Source organism: Herbihabitans rhizosphaerae, assembly GCF_004216555.1.
GTDB lineage: Bacteria > Actinomycetota > Actinomycetes > Mycobacteriales > Pseudonocardiaceae > Herbihabitans > Herbihabitans rhizosphaerae.
In genome coordinates this window covers 213,884-238,444 of sequence record NZ_SGWQ01000006.1, presented here as the reverse complement: position 1 = coordinate 238,444, position 24,561 = coordinate 213,884, and the positions used below count along the sequence as shown (strand labels likewise).

General features: G+C 68.2%; 22 protein-coding genes and 1 pseudogene. 7 read left to right on the top strand and 16 right to left on the bottom strand.

Annotated features, from left to right (window positions below):
* Positions 1-123 precede the first annotated feature (123 nt).
* Positions 124-936: pseudogene (locus tag EV193_RS34145) on the bottom strand (glycosyltransferase family 87 protein); the annotation flags it as partial.
* A gap of 117 nt (positions 937-1,053) precedes the next feature.
* On the opposite strand from EV193_RS34145, the gene EV193_RS19510 reads away from it, so the two are divergent.
* On the top strand, positions 1,054-1,716 hold the full coding sequence (locus EV193_RS19510; protein ID WP_130345610.1) for a response regulator transcription factor: 663 nt from the start codon (positions 1,054-1,056) through the stop codon (positions 1,714-1,716).
* A 164-nt stretch (positions 1,717-1,880) separates the two neighbouring features.
* Positions 1,881-2,759 carry a sensor histidine kinase gene (locus EV193_RS19505; RefSeq protein ID WP_423202194.1) on the top strand — a complete coding sequence of 293 codons (879 nt, stop codon included), beginning with the start codon at positions 1,881-1,883 and terminating at the stop codon, positions 2,757-2,759.
* A 3-nt stretch (positions 2,760-2,762) separates the two neighbouring features.
* On the opposite strand, the gene EV193_RS19500 is transcribed toward EV193_RS19505, so the two are convergent.
* Positions 2,763-3,704 (bottom strand): hypothetical protein, encoded by a 942-nt coding sequence (locus tag EV193_RS19500; RefSeq protein WP_130345609.1) that lies wholly within the window; start codon positions 3,702-3,704, stop codon positions 2,763-2,765.
* 240 nt (positions 3,705-3,944) lie between these two features.
* Between EV193_RS19500 and EV193_RS19495 the strand changes: the two genes are divergently transcribed.
* Genes EV193_RS19495 through EV193_RS19480 form a run of 4 tightly spaced genes read left to right on the top strand, consistent with a single transcriptional unit; the run spans position 3,945 to position 6,766 of the window.
* Entirely contained in the window at positions 3,945-4,358 is a 414-nt protein-coding gene (locus EV193_RS19495; protein ID WP_130345608.1) for an SAV_915 family protein, read from the top strand.
* Positions 4,359-4,361: 3 nt separating this feature from the next.
* The gene (locus tag EV193_RS19490; RefSeq protein WP_130345607.1) at positions 4,362-4,763 is read left to right on the top strand and encodes a hypothetical protein; all 402 of its coding nucleotides are present in this window, start codon (positions 4,362-4,364) and stop codon (positions 4,761-4,763) included.
* Positions 4,764-4,775: 12 nt separating this feature from the next.
* A complete protein-coding gene (locus EV193_RS19485) occupies positions 4,776-6,002 on the top strand; it encodes a hypothetical protein (protein WP_130345606.1) in 1,227 nt (408 codons plus the stop codon).
* A gap of 8 nt (positions 6,003-6,010) precedes the next feature.
* Complete coding sequence (locus EV193_RS19480; protein WP_130345605.1) at positions 6,011-6,766, top strand: hypothetical protein; 756 nt, start codon at positions 6,011-6,013, stop codon at positions 6,764-6,766.
* Between the two features lie 21 nt (positions 6,767-6,787).
* Here the strand turns inward: EV193_RS19480 and EV193_RS19475 are convergent, their stop codons facing one another.
* The 7 genes from EV193_RS19475 to EV193_RS19445 all read right to left on the bottom strand — a co-directional run bounded on the left by EV193_RS19475 (position 6,788) and on the right by EV193_RS19445 (position 14,541).
* Positions 6,788-7,936 (bottom strand): hypothetical protein, encoded by a 1,149-nt coding sequence (locus EV193_RS19475; RefSeq protein WP_130345604.1) that lies wholly within the window; start codon positions 7,934-7,936, stop codon positions 6,788-6,790.
* Positions 7,933-9,066, bottom strand: coding sequence for a DUF6801 domain-containing protein (locus EV193_RS19470; protein WP_130345603.1), 1,134 nt, complete (start codon positions 9,064-9,066; stop codon positions 7,933-7,935). The genes EV193_RS19475 and EV193_RS19470 overlap by 4 nt, the downstream gene beginning before the upstream one ends.
* A 116-nt stretch (positions 9,067-9,182) precedes the next feature.
* Positions 9,183-9,872 carry a DUF6801 domain-containing protein gene (locus EV193_RS19465; protein ID WP_341273181.1) on the bottom strand — a complete coding sequence of 230 codons (690 nt, stop codon included), beginning with the start codon at positions 9,870-9,872 and terminating at the stop codon, positions 9,183-9,185.
* 69 nt (positions 9,873-9,941) lie between these two features.
* Positions 9,942-10,295, bottom strand: a complete 354-nt coding sequence (locus EV193_RS19460; protein WP_130345601.1) for a VOC family protein — start codon at positions 10,293-10,295, stop codon at positions 9,942-9,944.
* On the bottom strand, positions 10,292-12,283 hold the full coding sequence (locus tag EV193_RS19455) for an SDR family oxidoreductase (RefSeq protein WP_130345600.1): 1,992 nt from the start codon (positions 12,281-12,283) through the stop codon (positions 10,292-10,294). Before EV193_RS19455 ends, EV193_RS19460 begins: the two co-directional genes overlap by 4 nt.
* Positions 12,284-12,388: 105 nt before the next feature.
* Positions 12,389-13,357 carry an ATP-binding protein gene (locus EV193_RS19450; protein WP_130345599.1) on the bottom strand — a complete coding sequence of 323 codons (969 nt, stop codon included), beginning with the start codon at positions 13,355-13,357 and terminating at the stop codon, positions 12,389-12,391.
* A 56-nt stretch (positions 13,358-13,413) separates the two neighbouring features.
* Positions 13,414-14,541 carry a polysaccharide deacetylase family protein gene (locus EV193_RS19445; protein WP_130345598.1) on the bottom strand — a complete coding sequence of 376 codons (1,128 nt, stop codon included), beginning with the start codon at positions 14,539-14,541 and terminating at the stop codon, positions 13,414-13,416.
* A gap of 282 nt (positions 14,542-14,823) precedes the next feature.
* Between EV193_RS19445 and EV193_RS19440 the strand changes: the two genes are divergently transcribed.
* On the top strand, positions 14,824-15,633 hold the full coding sequence (locus tag EV193_RS19440) for a Bax inhibitor-1/YccA family protein (RefSeq protein WP_130345597.1): 810 nt from the start codon (positions 14,824-14,826) through the stop codon (positions 15,631-15,633).
* Between the two features lie 282 nt (positions 15,634-15,915).
* On the opposite strand, the gene EV193_RS19435 is transcribed toward EV193_RS19440, so the two are convergent.
* The 7 genes from EV193_RS19435 to EV193_RS19405 all read right to left on the bottom strand — a co-directional run bounded on the left by EV193_RS19435 (position 15,916) and on the right by EV193_RS19405 (position 24,496).
* A complete protein-coding gene (locus tag EV193_RS19435) occupies positions 15,916-16,569 on the bottom strand; it encodes a pentapeptide repeat-containing protein (protein ID WP_242613529.1) in 654 nt (217 codons plus the stop codon).
* Positions 16,550-18,133: an ICP22 family protein gene (locus EV193_RS19430; RefSeq protein ID WP_165401421.1), complete on the bottom strand. Its 1,584-nt coding sequence runs from the start codon at positions 18,131-18,133 to the stop codon at positions 16,550-16,552. The genes EV193_RS19435 and EV193_RS19430 overlap by 20 nt, the downstream gene beginning before the upstream one ends.
* On the bottom strand, positions 18,130-18,435 hold the full coding sequence (locus EV193_RS19425) for a type VII secretion target (protein WP_130345594.1): 306 nt from the start codon (positions 18,433-18,435) through the stop codon (positions 18,130-18,132). Before EV193_RS19425 ends, EV193_RS19430 begins: the two co-directional genes overlap by 4 nt.
* Positions 18,428-18,973 (bottom strand): YbaB/EbfC family nucleoid-associated protein, encoded by a 546-nt coding sequence (locus tag EV193_RS19420; RefSeq protein WP_130345593.1) that lies wholly within the window; start codon positions 18,971-18,973, stop codon positions 18,428-18,430. The genes EV193_RS19425 and EV193_RS19420 overlap by 8 nt, the downstream gene beginning before the upstream one ends.
* A gap of 89 nt (positions 18,974-19,062) precedes the next feature.
* The gene (locus tag EV193_RS19415; protein ID WP_130345592.1) at positions 19,063-21,015 is read right to left on the bottom strand and encodes a DUF8189 domain-containing protein; all 1,953 of its coding nucleotides are present in this window, start codon (positions 21,013-21,015) and stop codon (positions 19,063-19,065) included.
* Positions 21,016-21,275: 260 nt separating this feature from the next.
* Positions 21,276-22,928, bottom strand: a complete 1,653-nt coding sequence (locus EV193_RS19410; RefSeq protein ID WP_207222715.1) for a PLL family lectin — start codon at positions 22,926-22,928, stop codon at positions 21,276-21,278.
* 23 nt (positions 22,929-22,951) lie between these two features.
* Positions 22,952-24,496 (bottom strand): PLL family lectin, encoded by a 1,545-nt coding sequence (locus tag EV193_RS19405; RefSeq protein WP_207222714.1) that lies wholly within the window; start codon positions 24,494-24,496, stop codon positions 22,952-22,954.
* Positions 24,497-24,561: the final 65 nt, after the last annotated feature.

Here is a 24,561-nt window from a genome sequence, read left to right as displayed (position 1 = left end):
TGGGGAGATCACGAACAGGATAGCGCCGCTGATCGCGAGAACCTTTCGACCGTGACTCGCGAATGTCAGGAGTATCGGGAGACACCACACCCAGTGGTGAGACCAGGAAATCGGGGAAATCAGAAGCATCGCGATGGCGTTGACGCTGAAGGCCATTGGTTTGCTCGCGTGCCGCATGGCGAGGACGGTAAGGACGAGGACCGTCACCGCGAGGGCGACCCAGATTTCTGTGCCCAACTGAACGCGAGTGAGGACGCCGAGAATCGACTGGTTGGCGAGGTAGTCGATGCCTACCTTCTCGTTCGTGTGGAAGACAGCGTCGGTCCAGAACGTGACCGATGAACGCCACGAGACGGCGAACCCGATCAGCGTGGCGAACAGGAACGATCCCGCAGCCGTCAGGGTTGCCCGGTAGTCGCGGCGGATCAGGAAGAAAAGCAGGAACGCCAACGGGGTCAGCTTGATCGCCGCGGCGATGCCCACGAGGGCGCCCCGGGGCCAGCGGGGTTTCTCGATCAGGCAGTCGGCGACGACCAACGCCATCAGGATGACGTTGATCTGGCCGAAGTCCAGCGTGGAGCGAATGGGCTCGAGAAAGAGGGCGGCTGCTGGAAACAGCGCCAGCCAGCGCGAGGGCAGTCCGAGCGACTTGAGCGTAATCGCGATCGTGATCGCGACAAGCGCGAATGTGAGCAGCGTGACGACGATGTTGGCGACGGGGAACGGGATAATCGTCAACGGAACCATCGCTGCGGCGGCTACCGGTGGATAGATGAACGGTAGGCTTATGCCGGCCACCGTTTCCGAAAGCTGCCCGTACAGATCGCCACCGTCGAGCCAGGTTTGCACTCCTATTCTATAGACGTCCAGATCCAGTCGATAAGTGTTTCCGACGACGAGAAACCAGACTCCGGCCGCCAGGATCCCGGTCAGCATGACGAATCGCATGACGGCAGGTGTACGCGAGGAGCCATAGCTCGCCGATAAGGACGACCTTTATCGGGACTTTATCTCGATCGCAGTAGACATTGCGTAGCGGGGCGAGGAGGAACCATGCGTGTCCTGGTGGCCGAGGACGAGCAGATGCTCGCCGATGCCATCGCCGAAGGCCTGCGCCACATGCACATGGCGGTCGACGTCTGTTACGACGGGGAAGCCGCGATGGAGCGGGTGGCCGTCAACCGGTACGACGTGGTCGTACTCGATCGGGACCTGCCCGAGGTGCACGGCGACGAGGTCTGCCGGCGGATTGTCGCCGGCGACGGCGAGACGCGAGTGCTCATGCTCACCGCCGCGGCGTCCATTCGGGAGCGGGTGGACGGGCTCGGCCTCGGCGCCGACGACTACCTGACGAAGCCGTTCGCGTTCGCCGAACTGGTCGCGAGGGTGCAGGCTTTGTCGCGCCGGGCCCATCGGGCGCTGCCGCCGGTGCTGGACCGGGAAGGGCTTCGGCTGGATCTCGCGAAACGGCACGCGGAGCGGGACGGGCGCCCGCTTTCGTTGTCGCCCAAGGAATTCACCGTGCTGGCCGTGCTCATGCGGGCGGCGGAGGGCACGGTGGTCAGTGCGGAAGAGCTGTTGGAGAAGGCATGGGACGAGAACGCGGATCCGTTCACGAACGCGGTGCGGATGACGGTGATGAACCTGCGGAGGAAGCTGGGCGAGCCGCCAGTGATCCACACCGTCCCCGGCGCCGGATATCGCTTCGGTTCCTGAGCGGGCCGCTGTCACTGCGCGGCCGGGTAGCGCTGGCCTGCGTGCTGACCTTCGCTCTCGGGTACGCACTGGCCTACCCGACGGTCGAATGGATCAGCGAGGTCTTCGGCCACTCGACTATCTGCGTGGGATCACGTGGCATATGCGCGCTTCCCAATGGGGCGGTGCAAGGCTTGTCGGCCGTCGGCCTTGTCGTTCTCATCGGGCTGATCATCTGGGGGTGTCGGATCGGCGCGGCCAGGAGCCTGAGCCCGATTCCGGCGATGGCCGCGACGGTTCGCCAGTTGGGGCCGCAGAACCTCGGCCAGCGGGTCCGCCGGGGCGGTAAGAAGGACGAGCTGCGTGAGTTGGCCGACTCGGTGGACGAGATGCTCGACCGGGTGGTGGTCGGCTTCGAGGGACAGCGGCGGTTCGCCGCGAACGCCTCGCACGAGTTGCGCACGCCACTGGCCGTGCAGCGGACTCTGGTCGAGGTCGCGATGGTGACCGGCGACGACAAGGAGGTCAACCGCCTCGGCATGCAACTGCTGCTGGTCAACGAGCGAAACGAGCGGCTGATCGAGGGGCTGCTGGTGCTCGCGGAAAGCGATCGCGGTCTGCCGGGCACTGTCCCGGTCCGGCTCGACCAGCTCACCAACGAGGTGATGGATTCCTACGGCGAGCTGTCGGCGGAGCACGAGGTGACGCTGCGGCGCGGCATGGTCGAGCGGACCGTCCACGGCGATCCGGTGCTGCTCGAGCGAATGATCAGCAACCTGATTCACAACGCGATCAAGTACAACGAGCCGGGCGGCTGGGTCGAGATCGTGGTCGCCGAGCGACCGGCGCTGTCCGTGCACAATTCCGGCCAGGTCGTACCGGCCGAAGGTGTGTCGTCGCTGTTCGAGCCGTTCCGGCGGCGGGCGGCGGAGCGCACGAACCACCGCGACGGCGCCGGCCTCGGGTTGTCGATCGTCCGGTCCATCGCGGCCGCGCACGACGGTGGTGTGTCGGCGAAGCCGGGCGAACAAGGGGGACTGCGCGTCGAGGTGACGTTGCCCTAGGCGTTAGTCCACTGTGGACGGTGCGCCCTGGCGGGCTTCTCGTTGCTGGGGAACGGAATGCGGCTTGTCGTTCGCCTTCTCGGTCTTCTCCGTGTTCTTGGCGGGCTTCTCGTGCTCCAGCGGCTTGGCGCTGGCCAGCACCTCGGCCTCGTTCTCGACCGGCTCCAGCAGCGCCGAGCCCTGCTCGATGACCTCCCGCGTGCCGCGGATGTGGTCGGCGATCTGGTTGCGCACGGCCACCAGGTCCGAGAGGCGCTTGTTGGCCTCGGCGACGGCCGCGCGTGCCTTCGCGTTCGCCTCCTCGACGGTCCGCCGCGCCTGCGCGGTGCTCGCCGCGTGCCGCGACTCGATCTCCCGCTCCAGGTCGGCCCGGCGGGTGGTCATGGTCTGGTCGAACTCCGACTCGATCCGCTGCCGCTCCCGCTCGGCCCGCTCGTCGATCTCGGCCTGCCGGCGGTCGGCCTCCACGGTCATCTTCCGCACGTGACCGTGGGCCGCGTCCATGATGGCCCGATGTTCGACCTGGATGTCGGCGTGCTGCTTGTCAAGTTCCCGGATCAGGTGGGTGTAGCGGTCGCGCAGCGCGGCGGAGGCCTGCTCGGCGGCCGCCCAGGTGTTCTCGGCGGCGACCTGCGCGCGCCCGGTGATCTCGGCCGCCTCGACCTTGGCCACCTGCACCTGGCGGTTCGGCGCGGCCTGGCCGGTGGTCGTCCCGCGGCCCTCGGTCAGCGCGGCGATCTCCCGATGCGCCACCTCCAGGCGCTCGGACAGCTCCACCACCTGGGACAACGCCTCGTCGCGGTCGGCAGACAGGCGCCGCACGTGCAGGTCGACGTTCTGCACGTACTGTCTGACCTGGTCGCGGTCGAATCCCTGCCGCACCACGTCGAAGTTCGCTTTGTCGTCCGCGTCACCGGCGAGCTGGTGATCCTCAGGCCCTGCCATAGGGCGCGACGGTACCGCACCCCGGCTCACTTTGGCGCGATGGAGATCATCCGATCGTGGCGGCTGTGAGGGTGTCTACTGCGCTGAGTGACGGTCCGACATCGAGCAGGTCACCGCGTCGCGCCGACGGCACGTTCGGCGAGTCCTGTCACCGCTGACCGACCTTGACCGTCACCGAGGAGTTGTTACGGTGAGAGTTCGATGAACTCTGTCGCGTAGCCGTTCTGGGGGGAACAAGTTGTGGAGTCGCGCGGCCACGGTGACCCAGCGAGCCTGCCGGACGTTCCGGAGAGCGGTGTCGCCGACGACGGAATGGCCGGGCGGTTCTTCTGTGTTCCGTCACGGCCGGCCCGTCCCGGTGACAGGACCGTGGACCTGGAGTTGTACCGCGACGGCGACGGACGGCCGTTGTTGCTGGCATACACCTCGCGCGAGTTGCTGGAGGCGGGCTGCGGCCCGCATCAGGCGGCGGTCGTCATCCCCGCGGAGCGCCTCGCGGATGTCGCAGAGGAGGCGGGTGCCGCAGGAGTCGCCTTCGATCCGGTGCTGGCCGAAGATGCGCGCCGCACGAAGCCGGTCGCCGATTGGCGGCGCCGGCCGGAGCGGCGGCGGACCGTCGATTGGAAGTCGAAATGGACCGGACTGGAGGAATGACACATGCCACCACCGCCAGAGGGCTACGGCTACACCACCTCGGCGTTGGCCGCCGTGGCCGAGCGGTTTCGCAGCGGGGCGGGGACACTCGACGGAGCCACCGGGAAACGGGCGGGCGCCGTCGATGCCGGCCTGTCCTCGGACATCGTCGCCGCCGCGCTGGTGCGGGTGACCCAGATCGGGACGGTGCTCGCACACGTACTCGATGACACCGCGGGCAAGGTTCGTGCCGCGAACGGGAGCTACGACGACATCGAGAACAACAACGCCGGGATGATGCGGCTGATGCAGAAGCAGCGCGACGCGGGATACGGCGACGGCCGGCGGCAGACCCACGTGACCAAGCAGCCCCAGTCGCCGCTCGGGCCGACGGGTTCGCGCGGCGGCAACTCGGGCGGACGCTGACGAGGGGGCGACGTGGATCTGTTGACGACCGTTGACGGTAGTTCCGGCACCTGCACCGATGGGGCCGACTGGGTTCGTGACCTGGCCGGTGCGGCCGACCGGGCGGGCGACGACACCCATCGTGGCCTTGGCGTGGCGCGCGCCGATTGGAGGGGGCCGGCAAGCGCGGCATGTCAGGAGTCCGTGTCCGATGTCGGACCGCTCTCGGACCAGTTGGCGGACACGGCGCGGCGGTACGAGGGCACGCTGCGAGAATTCGCGTCGTCGCTGGACGCGGTCAACGCCAGAATGAACGAGGCACGTGGCACGGCGGCGGCCGGCGGTCTGGAGGTGGTCGGGCCGCTGATCAAGAAGCCGGTCAACGACGTCGGCCACCAGCCGGGAATGCCTGTCGAAGTGTGCGCCCCTGGAGAGGTGCGCAAGGTGATCGGCGTCTACCAGGGCGACCTGCAGGCATACTTCCGGCGAGCCACCGAGTACGACCGCAGGGTTCGGCTGTTCAACGACTGCAAGGCGATCGTCGAGGACGCGCGCAAGATGGAGGCCCGAGCGCACCACGCGCTCCGGGCCGCGCTGGCGCCGCCACCCGGTTCGGACATGGACAACTTCAAGGTTGGCACCACCACCGCGGCCCGCGCCCTCAGCGCCTGTAAGACACTCGAGAGCCCACGCAAAGAGGCACTCATGCATGCCGAGCGGTTGCGAGTCGAGCAGGCTGACTTCTTCCGCAAGATCGCCCTCGGCCAGGCGCAGGGTATGGACTGGGAACTGGAACACCTTCAGCGGGCGGCCAACCTCGCGGGGGCTGGCCGAGAGGAATACCTCAAAAAGGCAGCAGAATATGAGAAGTACGTCAGGACAGTTCCGCAATGGGCACGCACGACGGCTGCCGCGTATCCGGGAGTGCGGGAACTGCATGCGCTTCCGCCCGAAGCGGGTGCTGGCGCCAGGCTTGCCCGCACGGTTCTTAAGAGCCTTCCGTACGCCGGAACATCGCTGACGGCATACATTGAGGGAAGGGAATCAATCAAGGGTCAGCAGTCTTGGACAAAGGCGATTGTTGACACGACAGCCAATATCGCGGGCGGTGCGGTAGGGTCCGCAGTCGCAACGGGCACGGCGGCAGCGATCCGCGGCGCACCGCTCGGGCCACTCGGAATGCTCATACTTGGCGCTGGTGGTGCTGTCGTAGGCGCGATCGGTGGACAGTCCGTTGCCGACGTTATCGTGCCGAAGTAGATGGTTTGATGTCAGAATCGAATGAGGAGTCGATTGCTGGACTACCTGCGCGCCCCGACTCGGCGACCGGTGAACCGTTTCCTCCGCACGGTCTCGGCTACTTCGGACGTGACGACCCGATAGATCACCCTGATCGAGAGTCTCGACTATCGAAGAAGCCGAAGCCGCCACCCGGCATGGGGCCAGTAATGGCATGGCATCGTCCGAGCACGCGAGGCCGCCTTGTGCAGGTGGTCGGTGCGCTCGCTATACTTTCGGGTGGTATTTCTCTTGCTCAGTTCATTGACGGCGAGAATCCTATCGAGTGGGTGAGGTATTGGCAATTGTGGCCGATCCTCATCATTGGTGTGGTGCTCATGTCTGGACCTACGAGTGTGTTGACGTATTCGGCGGGTGCTGACTGGTTTCAGGTTCAGCGGACGCGATTTGGGCGAACGAAATGTGCCTGGGTCAAGCTGTACGAGTTGCGGCACATTGACGCGTTTGGTGGTGTGCTATTCCATCTTCGATTGTGGGACGATGAGCGGGGGATCGAGCGGAGTTTTGAGGAGTTGCAGCTCGATCGGCGGATGTGGGATCTCATCTACAACGGGATCGTGCATTCTGCGGCGAAGGGTGCCGAGGTGACGAAGATGGCGACCGGGTTGCTGCAACTGCACGATGTGCCGGGTTTGGTGTTCGACAATCCGTACGACAAGAGCAAGCCGTCGGTCGACAGGCGCGCAGGAGAGACTGAGCCACCGGCCGATCAACAGCAGCCCTGACGTAACAGTGGAGGTCAGCGGTCAGGACACCGTCCACACCACCGGCCGGGACTCGCCGGACGCCGTCGTCGTGTCTCCGACGATCTGGCCGGTGTCGGTCAGCTGGACCGCGTTGCTCCGCCCGTCCGGCGCCGCGCCGAGGTCGATCATCCGACCGTCGCGCCACAGGAACGCGTGCACCTCGCCCGAGGTGGCCGTGTAGCTCTGCCCGATCACGTCGCCCCGGTCGTTCACCGCCAGCGCCGCGCTCAGCGGCCCGCCGAGCGTGCCGAGGTCGATCATCTTCCCGTCCCGCCACAGGAACGCGTGGTACGTCCCGTTCGCGGTGGCACTGGTGCCCACCACGTCACCCCGGCTGTTGATCGCCTGGCTGCCGTACGCGGCGAAGCTCCAGTCGCCGCCGAGCGTGCCGAGGTCGACCGCCCGGTCACCGGACCACGCGACCGCCCGCCACGGCGAGACGTTGTCCCGGTAGACCCGGCCGGCGACCTGCCCGCGCTCGTTGATCGCGGAGATCGCCACGGTCGGGGCGGGAATCGAGCCGAGGCCGGGCGGATCGGGCAGTTTCGCGCAGTTCCCGCGATCGCAGCGGTAGGCGAACGTCCGGTCGGGCGCCCACATCGCGCCGGCGACCTGGCCGCGCTGGTTGATCACGCCGAGCGAGGGCGGCGCGAAACCTTCGCCGGCACCGGGCACCGGCAGCTCGACGAGCCGGCCGTCGCGCCACACGCCGGTGCGGTGCGCCCGGTCCCGCTCGAACTGGACCAGCACCTCGCCCCGGTCGTTCACCGACACCGCGCGGCTGGCTCCGGGGTTGCCCGGCAGCAGCTCGGTCACCTGGCCGTCCCGCCACATGAGCGCGATCTGGCCGACGTCGGCGCCGTTGGTTCCGACGATCGCGCCGAGCCGGTTCACGTCGAGCGCGTCGCCTCGCCCGATATCGACCGGCTTGCCGTCACGCCAGGCCACGACCCTCGGGTGGTTGTCCGGGCCCGGCCACGCGCTGCCGACGATCACGCCGGTGCCCGGGGCGAGCTTGGCCGTGCCGCTGGCGTACCCCTGTGGCAGGTCGAGCACGGTCATCGTGACCCGGGGCGCCGCCTGGGCCGTTCCGCCGCCGGTGATCGCCGTCGCGGCCAGCACCGCGACGACCGCCGTCACTCGTCTCATCGCTTCGGGGTGACGTCGACCGCGACCGCGTTGTCCGGCCCATCGAACATGGCGCTGAGCTGGCCGGTGTACTCGCCGCAGTCGACCAGCGGCGGGATCGTGTAGGTGCCGGTCGCCTTGCCGCCGCGCAGGATGTCGAACCCGGGTGCCGTGGTCAGGACGAGGTCGGCCGGCGTCGAGGTGCGGCAGTCCGGACCGCCGAACTCCCGGCCGGCCACCCAGATCTTCGGGAACTTCAGTGTCACCTTTCCGTTGGCGCTCAACGAGTCCTGCGCCAGCGTGCCGGTGAGCGCGCCGTCCTGGACGAACACGATCTCCGCGGCCACCGGGAGCGGCCCCGTCTGCCACTGGCCCCTGGTCGGCGGGAGGGTCAGCGTGCCGGTGTACGCGCCGGTGGTGGTGTCCCGCGCGGCGTCGAGGGTGCCGGGGCCGATCGGGTACGGGCCGTTGTTCAGCTTCTTGACCGTCGCGTTGCCGGTGAGCGTGTAGACGTGGTGCACCGGGTCTTCCCGAGGCCCGGCCGGCACGTCGAACGCGAGCAGCACGGGATCGGCTCCCGGCTCGAGCGTGCTCGGCGAGGTGAAGGTGCCGAGCGGGGTGACCGAGCCGTCGGCGCGCCTCGGGGTGACCGTGGCGTCGAACGCGTCGACCAGTGCCACCTTCGACGGGCCGGCGTTGGGCAGCACGACCGGCTGGCAGGTCAGCGCCGCGGTGAGGGTGAACGACTGGCCGGTCGGTGGCACCGGCGTGCTCGGGAAGGTGGCCTGCCCGCAGGGGATCGGGAGCGCCGTGCCCGCGTTGTCCACGACGAGGCCGGGGCCGCCGGAGATCTCCATCGTGGCGGCGCCGACCTGGTGCATCGCCAGCACCACGTTCGGCGGCAGCGTGATCGACTGCCGCAGGTTGGTCACGCGCAACTCGCCGCCGGCGCGCGTCGGCTTGGTGATCTCGGCCGACGTCCTGACGTTCACCAGGATGTTGCCCAGCAGCGGCATGGGCATGCGGTAGTCGACCGTCTTGTCGACGGGGACCGGGTCGTCCGATCGGGGTGTGGCGTTGGCGGGCTGGCCGACCGTGACGGCCGCGAGTGCGAGCGCGACCGGTATCGCGCGGAGTGCTCGGATTCCCATGGCCCCGATGTAACCATTACGTGTCATATCGCACACCACCTATTGGGCGATCGATGGACTAGTGGAGGTCTTTCGCGCGCGATTCGTGCGCGCGTAACAAGGGTTGCCCCGGCGATTCATCGCGAAATGCCCAACACGTGGAATTCGAGCAGCAGCCAAGGAGAGGTCGATTCGTGGTAGCACGGCGTGGTGAAAACGCCGAGTTCGGTCAGCGTGTCGTCGGATTTCCGCGCTGTGACGGTGGCATCGAACGCGAAGTCCACACCGAGGGACGTCACCCCGGAGTGCGGGATGACGACGCGCTGGCAGTCCCGCGCCGCCGCGGTGAGTGTCGCCGGCCCAGACTCCGGCAACGCGGTCAGCGGGAAACTGGTCGTGCCGCAGGGGATGGGAATCGGCATGTGGATACCGGGGTAGGCGACGAGGCCGGGGCCGCCGGATATCTCCACCTTCGTGGCGCCGACGAGGCGGAGACCCTGGACCACGCTCGGCGGTAGCGTCATCGACTGCCGCAGCTTGGCGACGTGCAGCGTGCCGCCGACGAACAACGGGGGCGTCACCACGGCCGTCGTCTTCACATCGATCAGCGTGGTGCCGAGCAGCGGCACGGTCATCCGATATTGCGCGGTGTTGGAGACCGGAACGGGGACGCCGATCGGCATGGCCGGTGCGGCGGTGGCGGGCAGGCCGATCGCGGCGGCGGTCAGGGTGAGCGCGAGAATCGACATCGCGCGACGTACGCGGGTTCTCATGAGCAAATGAAACAATTGCCAGTGGCATTTCGCATACCGCCGAATGGCCGTCACCGACAAGAACGGCCCTGTTCACGGCATGCTTCGTTGCTTACTGACAAGAACGACCGCGGCGCTTTGTCGTCAGACGAGGTCGATCGCCGTGGGGTGACGAGGTTCGTACAGGCCCAGCTCGCCCGCGCCGGGCACCTTCAGCGTGGTGATCAGCCCCCAGCCGGCGTCGGTGATCCCCGAGGTGAACTCCACGCCCTTGGCCGTCAGCTCCTCGACGGTGGCCCGCACGTCGTCGCACATCAAGTACAACTCGTGCTGCACCGGCCCGCCGGTCGGATGGGCGGCCAACTCGCCCGGTGGCAGCTTGAAGATCAGCCATCCGTCCCCGGCGTCCACATGGGACAGTCCGAGCACGTCGCGGAAGAACGCCCGTGCCGCCTCCGCGTCGGAGGCGTAGACGATCGTGTGCGCGCCGATGATCACCAGTGGAATCCTCTCGTGAGCCGGACCAGTGCGCTCGCCGCGCGGCTGAGGTGTCGGTCTCCCTTGCCCAGCTTGGGTTTCTCCGACCCGCCGGCGGCCGTCGAGTCGGGGAAGACGCGGTAGCCCTGGTACGCGATCGCGTCCACGAGATCGGGTGCCACCGCGTAGGCGGACTGGATGATCCGGCCCTCCAGCGTGCCGATCTGCTTGGGCCGCTTGACCAGCGCCTCCATCACCATGTCCGCGGCCTGCTCCGGGGACCTGGTCGGGAACGCGTCGTAGATCTTGGTCGGGCGGATCATCGGCGTGCGCACCAGCGGCATGTGCACGGTGGTGAACGTGACGCCGGCGCCGTGCGTCTCGGTCGCCACGATCTTGCTGAACGCGTCCAGCGCCGCCTTGGACGCGACGTACGCCGAGAACCGGGGCGCGATCCCTTGCACGCCAATGGAACTGACGTTCACCACGTGCCCGAACCGCCGCTCGGTCATGTGCGGCAGCAGCGCCAGGATCAGCCGCACCGCGCCGAAGTAGTTGATCGCCATGGCGCGCTCGTAGTCGTGGATGCGGTCGTAGGACAGCCGCACCGAGCGCCGGATCGACCGGCCGGCGTTGTTCACCAGCATGTCCACGCTGGGCTGCTCGGCGAGCATCTGAGCGACGATCTTGTCCACCGACTCGCCGTCGGTCAGGTCGCACGGGTACGCGTACGCGGTGCCGCCGGCGGCCACGATCTCGTCGCGCAGGTCCTCCAGCTCGTGCGCCCGCCGGGCCACCAGCAGCGGCACGCCGCCGGCCTCGGCGATCTTGAGCGCGGTGGCCCGCCCGATGCCGGACGACGCGCCGGTGACCACCACTCGCCGGCCGTCCAGCGGCCCGCGCTCGCCGTGCTTGCGCGCACGGAACGGGTCGAGGTGCTCGCGCCAGTACCGCCACAGCACGTCGGCGTAGTCGGAAAGCTGCGGAACCTCGATTCCACTGCCCGCCAAGGCTTTCCGCGTCTCGACGGAGGCGAATCGCGGCTCGAAGGTGAGCGTGGACAGCAGCACCGGCGGGATGCCCAGCCGGTCCAGCACCGCGTCGCGCGCCAGCGTCACGCCGGGCACGTGCTCGGCCAGCCTGGCCAGGCCCACCAGCGGCTCGGTCAGCCTGCGGTCGAGCGAGGCGGTCGCGGTCGCCGTGCCGGCCGCGCGCGCGAAGGCGTTGAACACCTCCTTCGCCGACTGCGGCTCCGGGTTGACCAGGTGGAACGCCCGCCCGTCCAGGCCGGGCGCGTTCACCAGGTGCAGCAGCGCCTTGGCCACGTAGTCGACCGGCACGATGTTGGTGTCGCCGATGTCCGGGACCACCAGCGGCACGGCCGGCAGCGATTTCAGCCGGGCCAGCGCGGGGAAGAAGTAGTACGGCCCGTCGATCTTGTCCATCTCACCGGTGGCCGAGTCGCCGACGACGATCGCCGGGCGGTACACCCGCCAGGCCACGTCGCTCTGCGTGCGTACCAGACGCTCGGACTCGAACTTGGTGCGGTGGTACGGGGTGACCAGGCGCTGGCCCGAGTCGAACATGTCCTCGGTGAACTTGCCCTTGTAGTCGCCGGCCACCGCGACCGAGGACACGTGGTGCAGGCAGCCGGCGTCCAGCCGCGCGGCCAGTTCGATCACGTGCCGGGTGCCGTCCACGTTGGCCGCGATGCTGGTCTCGTCGTCGGCGGTCACGTCGTAGAGCGCGGCAAGGTGCACGACGTGGTCCACACCGGACAGTTCGGCGATCGCGGCCTCGCTCACGCCGAGCGCGGGCTGCGAGACGTCGCCGAGGATTGGCTTGATCTTCTCCGCGGACGGCCACGAACGGGTTAGTGTGGTCAGGCGCTCCTGGGACTGCTCGCGAACCAGCAGCCATACCGTGCCGGTATCCGGCCTGGTGAGCAGCTCCTGGACGAAGTGGCGGCCGATCAGTCCGGTCGCGCCGGTCACGAGATATGTCGCCATCGGAGGCCCCTCGTCGTCGTCTGCCCAGACACTACTGCCAACGCGGGGGCCGGCTCGTGGTTACGGCCGCGAGACGAGCATCACCGTCCACATGGGACGGTCGGGTCAGCCGACCGGGAGCGCTACCGGCGCCGGCACGAAGTCCGGGTCGACCTGCTCGGCGAGGTCGCGGCCGGCGCGATCGTTGCCCCAGGTCGTCGCGTTGCGCAGGTGGAACTCGACGGCCTGACGCTGGAAGGTCGCCCAGTCCTTGCCGACGGCGTCCACCGCCTCGCGCATGGTGCGCAGCGCGGCCAGGTTCTCCGGCTCGAGTGTCTCGATGGGACGGACGTCGCCGCGCTCGGCCGCGCGCACGTGCTTGGACCGGCCGATCGTGGTGAGCAGGTGCTCGCCGACGTGCTCGCGCAGGAAGTCCAGGTCCTCCTCGTCGGTGATCTTGTTGCCCACGACGGCGATCCGGACGTCGAACTCCTTGGCGTAGTTGAGGTATTGGCGGTACACGCCGACGCTGCGCACGGTCGGCTCGCACACCAGGAAGGTCATGTCGAACCGGGTGAACAGGCCCGAGGCGAACGAGTCGGCACCGGCGGTCATGTCCACGACGGAGTACTCGCCGCGCTCGTCGACCATGTGGTTCAGCAGCAGCTCGACCGCGCCGACCTTGGAGTGGTAGCAGGCGACGCCGAGGTCGTTGTCGGTGAACGGCCCGGTGACGGCCAGCCGCACGCCGCCGACCTCGCGCACGCAGGCGTCGTACACCGGGTTGGGCTGTTCGGTGGTGACCAGGTTCGAGCCGCGGCCGGCCGGCGTGGTCTTGATCATCTCGTCGGCCGAGGCGATCCTCGGGTTGTCGCCGCGCAGGTACTCCTTGATCAGCGGCAGGTTCGCGCCCAGCGTGGGCAGCGCGGCGGCGGTCTCGTCGTCGGCGCCCAGCGCGCCCGCGAGATGCTGGTTGATGTCCGCGTCCACGGCGAGCAGCGGTGCCGAGGGAGAGTCGAACGCGAGGTGGCGGACGAACAGCGACGTGAGGGTGGTCTTGCCACTGCCACCCTTGCCGACGAATGCGAGCTTCACCCGGTTAGTGGTACCGGTTTTCATTACCGACGGCAAATCGTGTCATGCGAACGTGGCTATGTCTGCGCGTTCGGCAGCTTCCGGTAGGTGTCGAGTACCACCGGATCCTGCAGTTCCATCCACTGAATGACGTCGGAGTACGTGGCGCACACCGTGTCCGGCTTCACACACGTCTCGGCCATGAACTGCTCGGTCGCCGAGGAGAACGCGCCGCCGGCCCACTCGTTGAAGTGGTTCCCGATCACCAGCGGCGCACGGTTCCCGGCCAGTGCCGCGTCGTAGGCCGCCCGGTAGGTGTCCAGTGTGACCTTGGTGAACTCGGCCGTGCGGTTGGGCGCCTCCTTGGCCTTGTTCAGCGCGTACCAGAGGTTGTAGTCCATGAGCACGACCCGCTTCTCCATCGCGGGCACCCGCACGATCGGCATCCAGAACTCCCAGACGCCGTTCTCCAGTGAGGGCCAGGCGATCCCGTTGGTCAACCGGCTGGAGTCGTAGGTCATGCCACGTGCCAGCAGCGCGGGGAACAGTTGGTCGAACTTGCCCTCCAGGCAGGGTGTGCGGCCGCCCTTGATCCGATCCTGGGTCAGCTGCAGACCCGGCGCCTCGCGCACGTACTCGTAGAACTGGTCCAGCTCGACGGTCCACTGTTCGGTGGTCCAGCGGCCGACGCTCGGCTCGGAGCCCTTGCAGAAGTGCCCGTTGTAGTGCGTGCCGATCTCGTGGCCACGTTCAAGGGCCTCGTTGATGTCGGCGACCCGGGTGCGCACCTCCTGCTCGGTGCCGCCGAACCCGATCTCCGTGTGGCCCTGCGGATGGCCGGGGCCGGTGTAGGCGGTGCGCTGCAGATCGGTCAGCAGGTAGGTGCCCGACAGGAAGCCGGTGATCTTGGCGTTCACCCGGTCGGCCAGCGGGAGCACGCGCTGCCAGTGCGAGTGCGAGCCGGCGCCGTCGAAGGAGAACAGCACGAACTGCGGTGGCTTCTCGCCGGGCGCGAGCTTGCGCAGCCACGGCTTCTCGTCCTTCTTGGCCGCCTGTGCGGCGGCGGTGGCGGGCGGCGGTTCCGGCTGGTAGGTGCCGATGACCACGAGCACGGTGAAGGTGATCGTCAACGCGGCGGCCAGGCTGATGTCGCCCCATCTTCGCCGCGGCCCGCCTAATTGGCCGTTCGGCGCGTCGTCCCGCATGTGCTCCCCTGCTCGTCCAGGCGACCCGGTCGGGCCTGGGACGGCACACGGGGAACGCGGGTCACGCGGGACAAGACGGTCGATCTTGACTTTGGTGCAACCGTAAGGGGAAGAATTCACTCGTTCGTGTAGCGACACGGCGTCCGGGTGCCCGCCGCTCGACAAGGGGTGGCGGGCGCTACAGTCGGTGCGGGTAAAGTCGGTTTTACCCGACGGGGGAACCGATGGGGACCCGCGGTCGTTCAACCGATGAAGGCCACCCTCAGGCCCAGGAGGACATAGGTGCGTACCTCAGGCAACCCCGCGTTCCGCAAGCTGCCGGCAGGTGTCGGAGGCGGCGGCTACGCGGGCTTCAACGCAGCTCAGGCGGGCGCCATGCGCAGCCAGCCGGGCTACCAGCAGGCGCCGCCGACCGCCGGCGAGCGGCCGATGACCGTGGACGACGTGGTGCTGAAGACCGCGGCGTCGCTCGGCGTCGCGTTCGCCACGGGCATCGCCACCGCCATCGCGGTGCTCAGCGGATCGCTCAGCCCCTACCCGCCGATGATCATCGGCATGCTGGTCGGCCTCGGGCTGTCGCTCTACATCATCTTCAAGCAGAAGCCGAGCGCTGCGCTCACGCTGACCTACTCGGCGGCCGAGGGCGTGTTCCTCGGCGCGATCACGGGCGTGTTCGAAGCGTTGACGCCGAACACCGGCATCGCTTTGCAGGCGATCCTCGGCACCGGCTTGGTATTCGTCGTGATGCTCGTGCTCTACAAGACGGGCGCGGTCAAGGTCACGCCGAAGCTGACCAAGTGGATCATCGGCGCCACCGTCGGTGCCGCGCTGCTGCTTCTGGTGAACCTGCTCGTGTCGGGGTTCGGCGGCGGCTCGATGTTCAACGGCGGCCCGCTCGGCATCGGCATCAGCCTGTTGCTGATCGGTATCGCGGCGTTCAACCTGCTGCTCGACTTCGACATGGCGGACACCATGATCCGCGAAGGCATGCCGTCCAAGTGGGCGTGGTTCGCCGCGTTCGGGCTCATGACCACGCTGGTCTGGCTGTACCTGGAGATGCTGCGCCTGCTGTGGCAGCTCAACTCCGAATAAGCTGATCTCAAAGGAGAAGGGCCCCGGCCGCGGTCGGGGCCCTTCTTCATGCCCGCGAGTCCCGCGCCCTGCACCCGCGAGTCCCGCGCTGTGCACCGGCGAGTTCCGCGCTGTGCACCGGTGAGTTCCGCGTTCTGCACGGCAAAGAGCGTCCGGCTCGCCCTCTGCTGCGACGTCTATCCCAATCCGTGCGACAAGAAACGGGCGGTTCCGCCATCTGCGCGGAACCGCCCGTTTGTCACTCTGTCCAAGATCGACCGCTCGCGAATCCTGCGGCCGGCTTCATCGGCGCGTTTCTCGCTCCGCGTGGAAGCGGGTGACCGACGCGCCACGCGCGGCGAACCACTGCTCGAGGTCCTCGTCGTCGAGGAGCGTGCGTTCGCCTCGGTAGATCACCGAAATGGGGCCGATGACCGATCCGGTGAACCCGGTGACCTCGGCCGAGTCGAGCACGGCCGCACGCAAAGTGACTTTGTCAGCGGTGACATCGGTCAGCTTCGCTCCGGCGAAGGTCGCATTCGAGAACGTCGCATCGCCGAAAGTCGCGGCGGTGAGGTCGGCACCGGTGAAGTCGGCGTGGCGAAACTTGCTCGCTGTGAGGTTCGCGCCGTGCAGTCGGGCGTTTCGGAAAACCGCCTCGCGGCCTTCGGCCCTGGCGAGGTTCGCCCCGTCGAGGTCTGCGCCGGTGAAGTCCGCTTCCTCCAGGTGCGTGCGCACCAGTGTGGTGTCGCGCAGGACCGTGTTGGTGAACCTCGACCGGGACAGCCACGTCTCGAGCAGGTCGCCGCCGGACAGGTCGGACCGGGAGAAGTCCAGGTCCAGGCCGTAGAAGTCCTGCTCGACGTCGCCCTCGATCCACTCCCGCAGCGTCGCCGCGGCAGCCTCGTCGGGCGGCCAGACGACCGGGGTCCAGGCGCTACGGGTACCAGATGACATCGTCACCCCAGCCCTCCTTCTCGACTACGTCTCGCATGTTGTCAATGGCGGCCTGGTCGGCGTTGCGGGTATCGACGATTACGCCTCGGCCTTTGCCGAACTGGTCGACAAGGGTGTCCCTGAAATCGGCCTCAGTGTAGGCATTCGGGAACGGCCTACTGTTCTTCACATGATCGGGCACGCCCGGCGGCCAGTCGGAGTGGATGCCCTTGATGTCCCAGTGCTTGCCGTTCGAGTCGATGAAATCGCCCTGCCCGGGACCGTCCGGCCGCTGATACTGACCGGGTTCGAATCCGTCCTGGCCACGTGCCTCGAGGTCGAGTGCGGTCCTGGCCTCCTGCTTGGAGTTCGCGTTGTCGTTCTTGTTGTGGTCGGGGTCCTTCTTCAGCTCGTCGAACAGCTCCTTGTTCTGAGCCTCGAGGTCCTTGCGACGCTGTTCCAGCGCGTCCTGTTCCTGCTTTGACAGCGGTGGGTGCGGTTCGTCCTTGTTCCCGCCAGGCTTGTCACCGTCGTCTGACGGGCGACCGTCCTCGGAGGTACCCGGTTTCGTCCTGTCACCCTCGGGCGACGTGCCGCCGTCGGGCTTGCCGCTGCCGTCGGGGGAGCTGCCGCCGTCGGGTTTGGACGAACCGGGAGGCGGGTCCGCCGGTTTATCGTCTCCGGGTGCGGTGGATGACGGGTCGGTGCCGCCGGGGTCGTTGGTGTCGAGGTCGCTGGTGTCCTTGTGGTCGTCGATGTCGGTGTCTTTGTCGGGGGTGAAGTCGTCGTTCTTGTTCTTGTTCTTGGTGAGCTTCTTGAGTGCGGCGGCGACGTCGTCGAAGAGCTTGACCGCTTTCTTCATCAGGGGCAGCAAGTTCATCACGGTCTTGCCGAGCGTGGTGAACAGTGTCAGGAGCCGCTTGCCCACGCGCACCATCAGCGCGACGAGTTGGGAGATGGCCAGTGGAGTGGCCGCGCCCATGGTGCACGCTTCCTCGGCGACGATGACCAGGATTTCGGCGATGACGTCGGCGATGATGTCGCGGATCGTCTCGCGGACGACGGACACGACCTCGCCCATGATCATCACGGAGATGGAGATCGCTTCGGACAGGACGCCGGAGACCGTGGTCAGGTCGATCAGTTTGCCGGCGTGGGTGCGGTAGTTGTCCGCGGCGTCGCCGGTCCAGTCGGCTGTGGCGGTGTCGACTTCGGTCTTGTAGTCCTCGGCGATCTTGAGCTGTCGTTCGGCGATGTTGTGCCAGGTATCCGAGGAGGCCTGGATGGCGTCGGGATCGCCGGCGACGGCGTCCAGCGCGTCGCTGAGTGGCTGGATGTGCTCGATGGCCCAGGAAATGCCGTAGGACACCAGCGTGCCGACCGGGTCGATGGCCAGGCACAAGCCCTCGAGTCCGACGCCGAGCACACCGACGCCGGCCTCGACCCAGTCGCCGTTGCTCAGCCCGTCGTAGATGTCGCGGCCGGAATCGATCAGGCCGATTCCTTCCTGCCATTCGTCGCGCTCGTCGTACCAGTCGCCGTCGGTCTCCTTCTCCTTGGTGACCAGCGGATTGTCCCCGGTCACCGCAGGCCTCCGTCGAACGTGGACTCGGCGTTGTCCTCGAGTTCGGAGTACACCTTCGCGGTCTTCTTGACCAGCTTGGCCGTGTCCTCCAACGCCTTCGCACAGTCACCGACGATCTTGAACCCGATTGCCTCCAGGACGATCGCCGCGGTCGCGATCGGCTGACAGAACAGGCCGTAGGTCTCCGGCCGCATCGTCTGCATCGTCGCGTCGAACGCCTCGAACGCGTCCTCGGCGAAACCGTCCAATGCGGACGCATGGTCTTCCAGCGCGCTCGCGACGACCTCGTATCCCTCAGGCATCGTCCCGCCTCTCGGTCAGCGCTCCGCGCAGGATCGGCTCGTCACCGAAGTCGTCGTCCACATCGGCCCGCCCGGCGGCGCGCCGCCGGGCGGGCCGTTCGGTGGGCTGCTCGGGAGCGCGCCACCGCGTCAGGGTCGGCGCGGTGTGCGGCTCCGGTTCGTCGGGCACCGGCGGGAACCGCTTCTCCGCGGCGCCCACGATGTAGTCGGTCACCCGCTCGTCGTCGACCGACGCGGCCATGATCTCGGCGAGCCGCCTCGGGTACTCGGCCTGCGCCTTGCGCAACGCCGTCATCACCGCGCCGGCCACCTGATCCGGGCTCAGCTTCTTGATTCCGTCGGTCATCGACACGTCGGTGAGCGACCCGTTCTCCCCGACCGTGACCCGCACCGCGCCACCGGCGGCCGACTCGGTGATGTTGACCATGCCGACCAGCCGCCGCAGGTCGGCGAGCTCGGCGCCGAGTCGCTCGGTCGCGTCGACCTTGCGTCGCAGACCGTCGACGACAGCCTGCATGTCAGGCGGCATCTGAGTCATCTGATCCCCTTCGCTAGGAGCGGTTGCACCTATGGCGACGTGGGGGACAGGTCACTCGTTCCGGGGTTTGATCCTGGTCGAAAGAGGCGTCACCGCATGCCCGGACCGCCAATGCCGGACCAGTCCGACCACGGTCCGCTCGGCACGCGCTGATAGCGGCCGAAGAGGCCATTCGGCGAACCGGCGGCGACCTCCTGCCGGCCGTCGGTGTTGGTGCCGAAGCCGATGCCGATCGCACCGGTGCCGAACGCCGTCCACGGCGACCAGCCGGCACCGTCCTGCCAGCGGTTGCGCACGGTGCCGGCGGTGCTGGCGAACAGCTCCAGCCGCCCATCGGCGTTGCGGCCGACGTGCACCCGCGCACCGGCCGGGCCGTCGAACGGCTGCCACGCCGACCACGCGCCGGACGGCCCGTCCTGAGCGCGCCGGGACACCCCGGCCGAGCCGCCGGCGAGCAGTTCGAGCCCGCCGTCCGGCCGCCGGCCCGCGGCGATGTGCGTGAGCCCGTCGATCGTGCCGAACGGTTCGAACGCGGGCTGCCAACCGCTGCTCGGCGCGGCCTGCCGGCGGCGTTCGACCTTCCCGTCCGCCGCCGCGTACACCTCGATCCGCCCGGCGGCGTCCCGGCCGGTGGCGATCAGCGCGTTGGCCGGTCCGCCGAACCTCGTCCACTCCGACCACGCGCCGTTCGGCGAGGTCTGCCATCGGTGGAAGACGCCGACCGGGCCGCTGGCCAGGATCTCCAGCCGCCCGTCCGCGTTCTGCGCGACGGTCAGGTCGTGCGCCCCGGTGCCGAAGTTCTCCCAGGCGTGCCACCCGCCGCCGGGCGCCACCTGGAGCCTGCGGTCCACCCGTCCGTCGCCACTGGCGAACACCTCGAGCCGGCCGTCCGCGTTTCGCCCGGCGGACAGTGTGGCCGACCTCGGCCCGCCGATCGGCGCCCACGGAGACCACGGCCCGCTCGGCACGGTCTGATACCGCGTCCACACCTGGTCGGCGGCACCGGCGAACGCCTCCTGCCGACCGTCCACACCGGACACGAGCAGCACCCGGTCGGACGGGTCGGTGCCCGCCTCGTCTGCGTAGCGGCCGGAACCGCCGCCGAAGTCGAGCGGTGCGAGCCACACGCCGCGCTGCCCCCAGCCGGCGTGGCTGACCCACCACTGGCCGCCGTCGGAGATCACCTCGGCCGCGTGCGAGAACACGTGCCCGGAGAGTTGGTCGAGGGAGAAGTGGAACGGGTCCGCGCTGCGGAACACGTCGGTCCCCGCGTACCCGCCGCGCGGGCCGAGGAACAGGTGCCACGCGCCGTTGCCGTAGACCACGAACGGCGACTCGGTGTTGCCGGCGCCGAAGCCGGACGTCGGGTCGGTGAACGCGATCGCCCGGTCACTCCAGTTGATCAGGTCGGTGCTGGTCCGGTACGCCACCACGTGGTTGCCGCCGGTCGGCGCGCTGGTCGCGGTGTAGTACATGACCCATCGCTCGCCGATCCGCACGACGTACGGATCGCGTGCCACCGCGCCGTCCCGGAACAGCGGGCCGCCGGGGCGGCGGGTCCAGGTTCGCAGGTCGGTGGAGGTGGCCAGGCTGATCGCGTACTTCGTCGCGTCCGGGCCACCGCCGTTGTAGAACATGTAGTACGTCGACCCGTGCTTGATCACGTGTGGCGCCCACAGGTGGGTCTCGCCGTAAGCCGGATCGACGTGCAGCGCGGGCGGCTGCTTGGTCCACGGCCCCTGGAGGCTCGGCGCGGTCGCGTGCGCGAAGGTGTCCTCATCGTCGTCGTTGGCCGGTTCGGCGTGCGTGATGCCGAACATGTGCCAGGTGCCGGCGTCGTCTCGGATGAACGTGTGATCGTTGATGTACCAGGGTTCCCGCTCACCCACGCTCGGGTCGTACAGATGGGTGAACGGCCGGGCGCCGACGGTCGGTGACGCGGCCCGCTCGGCCGGCTGGCCGTTCGCGGGCTGAGTGGTCAGGGTGATCGCCGTCGCGACGGTGGCCGCGGCGAAGGCGGCCGCGATGAGCTTGCGTCTCATGTTGATTCCGTCCATCCGTGTGTCCTTGGGCGGGATCGAGCCCGCTGAATCCCGCGCCCTTGGGCAGGATTGAGCCCGCTGAATCCCGCTCGCGTTAGCCTCCTTGCGGCCGGCCTTTCTCCAGCTAGACGTGCTCGAGCCCGCTGAATCCCGGGTCCCTCGGCGGGATTGAGCCCGCTGAATCACCTTTTCGGGTTTGTCAAGAGGGTGCGCGCGATCTGTGGACAGCCCGCTTGATGTGGAGGGTTTGCCTGGCAGGCCTACTCGATGGACGGGCCGGCGCTGTCGGCCAGCCAGGCCCATGCCGACCACGTGGAGAACCCGGTCTGCCACTTGTGGAAGATCCCGGCACGGCTGGTGCCGAACACCTCCATCCGGCCGTCGGCGTTGTTACTGGCGACAATCTCCGTGCCACCGGTGCCAAATGACTCCCACGCCGTGTACGGCGCGTTCGGGCGCCTCTGCCAGATGTGGCTCGCGGTGTCGGCGTTGATCGCGAAGATCTCCACCCGCCCGTCGATCGACCGGGACGCGGCAAGCTCGGCGTTCGCGATCCCGCCCGCGCCCTCCCATTCCGACCACGTGGTGTGGCTGGTCTGCCAGCGGTGGAACACGCCGTTTCCGTTGGAGGCGAACACTTCCAGCCGCCCGTCCTGGTTGTGGCTGAGCGCCACGTCCCGGCCGCCGGTGCCGAAGTTCTCCCACGCGGACCAGCCGCCGTTCGGCCGCATCTGGTACAGGTGCTCGAAGGTGTTGTCCGACAACGCGAACACCTCCAGTCGCCCGTCCGGCGCGTTCTCCATGGCGAGCCGGGAGTTGGCCGGCCCGCCGTGCGTGCCCTCCCACTCCGACCACGTCGTCGGCCCGGTCTGCCACTTGTGGAATACGCCCGTCTCGTTGGACGCGAACACCTCGACGCGGCCGTCGGCGTTGGTGCCCGCCGCGATCCGGTAGCCCGGCCCGCCGAAGTTGGCCCAGCCGGACCATTCGCCGGCCGGCCGTGTCTGCCAGATGTGGTCCAGCGTCTGACCGGACACCGCGAACAGCTCCAGCCGCCCGTCAGCGTTGGGCGCGATCGCGAGGTGCGCGTTGCGCGGGCCGCCCAGCGGGCGCCACGCCGACCAGTCGCCGTTCACCCTGGTCTGGTACGCGTGGTGCACACCGTCAGCGCCGGCCGTGAACGTCTCCAGCCGGCCGTCGGCCGACCGCGCGGACACCACCCGCCCGCTGGCGTACGGGTGCCGGGACGCGCCCGAGTTGTTCCACATCGCGTCGGCGATCACCGTGGCGTCGGCCGCCTCCCGCGCGTACCGGTAGCGGAACTCGTCGGCGGGGCGCTGCACGTCGGCCGCGACATCGCCGATGGGCGCGGTGTTCCACGAGCCGTTCGGATAGAACTGCTCCATCACGTTGAGGAACGCGTTGGTCGCGAACACCGGGTCGATGCACTGCACCGGCTGGCACCAACCTTGGGAAGGCCGCTGCTGGTACAGCCCGAGCGAGTCGTGGTCGACCGCCTCGGAGTAGTTGTTGATCGTCGTCTCCACGATCACCGTGGCGATCGCGATGGCCGCCGCCCTCGGGTTCAGGCCGCGGTCGCGCACGGTCTGCGCGATCACCCGCACGCAGGACACCTTGTAGGAGTTCATGTGTCCGCGCATGGTGTTGTTGAGCTGCGGGTTGAGCTGATCGGCCATGGTGCCGTCGGCCGGCCGCTCGCCGCCCGGGTCGCATGGTGCGGTGGGGATTCGGGGCTGGTGCTGTGGAGCCGGATCGCCGGGCTGATCGCCGATCGGGCCGGGGACCGGGGTGGCCGGGTCGGCGAACGACGGGGTCACGGCGAGTCCGACGATCGCGCCGACGGCCGCGACGGCGACCGCTAATCCAGCGCGCCTTGCACGTTTCGATGTCATGGGTTTCGTCCTCACTGAAAGTCTCACTTGATGGCCGGGCCGGCGGAATCGCTCAGCCACGCCCATTCCGACCAGCTCGAGAATCCGGTCTGCCATTTGTGGTAGACGCCGGCGTGACTGCTGCCGAGCACCTCGATACGGCCGTCCGCGTTGTTCGTCGCGACGATTTCCGCGCCGCCAGTGCCGAATGTGTCCCAGGCGCCGTACGCGGAATTCGGGCGCGTTTGCCAGGTGTGACTGGAGGTGTTCGCATTGATGGCAAACAACTCGACCCGGCCGTCGGTCGTCCTGGCCGCGGTGAGTTCGGCGTCCGGTATGTCACCGGATTTCTCCCATGCCGACCACGAGGTGGGGTTGGGCTGCCATCGGTGGAACACGCCGGTGTCGTTGGAGGCGAATACCTCGATCCGGCCGTCCTGGTTGTGGGTGACGGCGAGGTCGCGGCCGCCGGTGCCGAAGTTCTCCCACGCGGACCACTCGCCGCTCGGCTGGTTCTGGTAGAGGTGCTCGAAGGTGTCCTTGGACAGGGCGAACACCTCGAGCCGGCCGTCCGGGGCGTTCTCCATGGCAAGCCTGGAGTTGGCCGGGCCGCCGTTCGTGCCCTCCCAGCCGGACCAGTCGCCACTCGGGCGGGTCTGCCACCGGTGGAACACGCCGGTTCCGTTGGAGGCGAACACTTCCAGCCTCCCGTCCAGGTTGCTGCCGGCGGCCACGCGATACCCGCCGGTGCCGAAGTTCTCCCAGCCGGACCACTCGCCGCTGGGCTGCGTTTGGTACAGGTGCTCGAAGGTGTCCTTGGACAGGGCGAACAGTTCCAGCCGGCCGTCCGCGTTGGGCGCGATCGCGAGCTGTGCGTCGCGCGGGCCGCCGAGCGGGCGCCACGGCGACCAGTCACCGTTGGGCCTTGTCTGGTATGCGTGGTGAATGCCGTCCGCGCCCGCCGCGAACGTCTCCAGCCGGCCGTCGGCGGACCGTCCGGACACCGTTCGGCCACTTTGGTACGGGTGTGAGATAGGTGGCGCGTCCTCGATTATCTTGTTGTACCGGAGCGCTTTGTAATCGCCGTTCGGGTGACTGTCGAGATACGCGTCGTTGATGTTCGCGTGCCGGTAGCTGACCGGTGTCGAGCCGAACGAGTAGTAGGCGAAACCGCCGCGATCATCGGTCCACTTGTGGAATATGAAGACGTGATCCCAGTACGAATTGAGAATGTCGCCGGCCTTGAGGTCGGCGCGCGGGATCTCGTGTGAATAGTTGGGCAGCGTGCCGGTCCACGGATTGTCGTCAAGGTGCCAGGCCATCGCGACGTATCCGGAGCAGTCCCGGCGGTAGTTGTACCCGTCGCCGGGTCCGGGGGAATAGCCGTTCTGGTCGTACGGGCCTGGCTGGTTGTCGACCCAGTACTGGGCGCGCCAGATGACTTCGGCGCGGCTGATCGGTCCGCCGCGCTCGGACGGCGCGGCTTCGGCGTCGCGGGTGGACAGGGCGACGGTGACGCCGACGGCGACGAGCACGCCGGCGAGCAGGGTCAGGAGTGTTCTGGTGAGCCTCGATCGAGCAGGGATCACGGGGCACCTCTCCGGGGTGAACGGTTCACGAGGAGCGGGGAGTCGGCGTGGTGAGCCAACATGAT